The organism is Streptomyces sp. NPDC006265 (genome assembly GCF_040613555.1).
GTDB lineage: Bacteria > Actinomycetota > Actinomycetes > Streptomycetales > Streptomycetaceae > Streptomyces.
Genome location: NZ_JBEXSH010001120.1, coordinates 1 through 2,444 on the forward strand (window position 1 = coordinate 1; position 2,444 = coordinate 2,444).

Consider the following 2,444-nt stretch of genomic DNA (forward strand, 5'->3'; position numbering starts at 1 on the left):
GATGCCGGGCAGGCCGAGGTCGAGGGTGGTCATGTCCGCACTCCTTCGATCACGTCGGTGAAGACGCCCTGGAGTTCTTCCGCACCGAACGGAAGCGGGCGGTCCACCAGTGGAGGCGGAAGCGGTGGTCGTCGGTCTCCGACTCCCACACCCTCGCCTCCGGTACGACGGTGAGGCCGACCTCCTCGCGTACCTCCCGGACGACCGCCTGCTCCTGGGTCTCCCCCGGCTCGACCTTGCCGCTGACGGGCTGCCAGTAGCCAGGGCGGACGACCGCCGGGCCCCGCCGCACGGCGAGAAGGCGGTCACCGCGCAGGAGGACGGCGACGACGGCCTCGCGCTGCTCCACGGACCGCGTCCTAGACCTGGGGCCGGCCCGTGGCCACGGCGTAGAAGGCCACGGCCGCCGCAGCGCCCACGTTGAGGGAGTCGACGCCGTGGGACATGGGGATGCGGACCCATTCGTCGGCGGCGACCAGGGCCTGGGTGGACAGGCCGTCCCCCTCGGCGCCGAGCATGAGGGCCACGCGGTCCATGGTGTGCGGGGCGGCCTCGTCGAGGGACCGGGCCTTCTCGTCGGGGGTGAGGGCGAGCAGGGTGAAGCCCGCCTCGCGCACCGATTCCAGGCCCTTGGGCCAGGTGTCCAGTCGGGCGTACGGGACGGAGAAGACCGCGCCCATGGAGACCTTCACGCTGCGGCGGTAGAGGGGGTCGGCGCAGTCCGGGGAGAGCAGGACCGCGTCCATGCCGAGGGCGGCGGCCGAGCGGAAGATCGCGCCGATGTTGGTGTGGTCGTTGACCGACTCCATGACGACGACGCGGCGGGCGCTGCGGAGGAGGCCGGCGGCCGTGGGCAGGGGTTTGCGCTGCATGGACGCGAGCGCGCCGCGGTGCACGTGGTAGCCGGTGACCTGCTCGGCGAGCTCCGGGCTGACGGCGTAGACCGGGGCGGGGAGTTCGTCGATGACGTCGCGCATGACGTCGACCCACTTGGCCGAGAGCAGCATGGACCGCATCTCGTAGCCCGCCTCCTTGGCCCTTCTGATGACCTTCTCGCCCTCGGCGATGAACAGGCCCTCGGCGGGTTCGCGCTTGCGGCGCAGCTCCACATCGGTCAGGCCGGTGTAGTCGCGCAGACGCGGGTCGTCGGGATCCTCGACGGTGATGAGATCGGCCACAGGGTGATACTGCCTTGTCCTGGGTGTGGTGCCAACGGCTCGGTACGGGTTGTGTTACCCGGGGTTACTTGCGGGGCGCGGGGGCGGCTGGGCCGACCTTCACGACCTCGCCGATGACGATGACCGCCGGGGGCTTCACGTCCTCTGTCCGCACGGTCTCCGCGACCGTCGCGAGCGTGGCGTCGACGCGGCGCTGGCCGGCCGTCGTGCCCTCCTGGACCAGGGCGACTGCTGCGTCCGGGGACTTGCCGTGAGCGATGAGCGTCTCGGCGACCTTGCCGATCGTGCTGACGCCCATGAGGATCACCAGCGTGCCGGTCAGTTTGGCCAGGGACGGCCAGTCGACCAGGGAGCGCTCGTCGTCGGGGGCGATGTGGCCGCTGACCACGGTGAACTCGTGGGCGACGCCCCGGTGGGTCACCGGGATGCCGGCGGCGCCCGGGACCGAGATGGAGCTGGAGATGCCGGGCACGACCGTGCACGGGATGCCGGCCTCGGCCAGCGCCTGGACCTCCTCCATGCCGCGTCCGTAGACGAAGGGGTCGCCGCCCTTGAGTCGGACGACCGACTTGCCCTTCCGTGCGTGCTCGATCAGGGCGTCGTTGATGGCTTCCTGGGCCATGAACCTGCCGAAGGGCAGTTTCGCCGCGTCGATCACCTCGACGCCCGGGGACAGTTCGGCGAGCAGGTCGCGCGGGCCGAGGTGGTCGGTGATGACGACGTCGGCCTCGGCGAGCAGGCGGCGGCCGCGCACGGTGATCAGGTCCGGGTCGCCGGGGCCGCCGCCGACCAGGGCGACTCCGGGGGTGCGGGTGCGGTGGTGCGGGGCGACGAGCGTGCCGTCGCGCAGGCCCTCGACGACCGCGTCGCGAATGGCGGCGGTGTGGCGGGGGTCGCGCCCCTTGGCGTCGGTGGTGAGGACCGCGACCGTGACGCCCTCGCTGTGGCCGGTGGCCGGGGTCCACGCCGTCGCCCGGTCGGCGTCGTCGGAGCGGACGCACCAGACGCGGTGCCGCTCGGCCTCGGCCGAGGCGGCGGTGTTGGCCTCGGGGTCGCTGGTGGCGATGAGGGCGTACCAGGCGTCCGCGAGGTCGCCCTCCGCGTACGGGCGCTGCTGCCAGGTGATCTCCCCGGCGTCCGCCATGGCCTCGACCGAGGGGGTGGCCTGGGGCGACACGAGAAGGACGTCCGCCGATCTCGGCGATCCTCTTCGGTGGCCGCCGCGCCACCGCCGTGCCGCTGGTGACGGAGTCCTTCGACTGGAAC

3 protein-coding genes and 1 pseudogene are annotated in these 2,444 nt (G+C 72.5%); 1 reads left to right on the forward strand and 3 read right to left on the reverse strand.

Going from position 1 to position 2,444, the window contains the following annotated elements:
* Window positions 1-49: 49 nt before the first annotated feature.
* From ABZ281_RS45990 to cobA, 3 genes and pseudogenes are all read right to left on the reverse strand, one after another.
* Window positions 50-349: an NUDIX domain-containing protein gene (locus ABZ281_RS45990; RefSeq protein WP_356664414.1), complete on the reverse strand. Its 300-nt coding sequence runs from the start codon at window positions 347-349 to the stop codon at window positions 50-52.
* A gap of 10 nt (window positions 350-359) precedes the next feature.
* Window positions 360-1,178: an RNA methyltransferase gene (locus ABZ281_RS45995; protein WP_356664416.1), complete on the reverse strand. Its 819-nt coding sequence runs from the start codon at window positions 1,176-1,178 to the stop codon at window positions 360-362.
* A gap of 64 nt (window positions 1,179-1,242) precedes the next feature.
* Window positions 1,243-2,370 (reverse strand): annotated as a pseudogene (gene cobA, locus ABZ281_RS46000) (uroporphyrinogen-III C-methyltransferase); the annotation flags it as partial.
* An 11-nt stretch (window positions 2,371-2,381) separates the two neighbouring features.
* Here cobA and ABZ281_RS46005 point away from each other — a divergent pair.
* On the forward strand, window positions 2,382-2,444 hold a 63-nt coding region (locus ABZ281_RS46005), incomplete at its 3' end, for a hypothetical protein (RefSeq protein ID WP_356664418.1).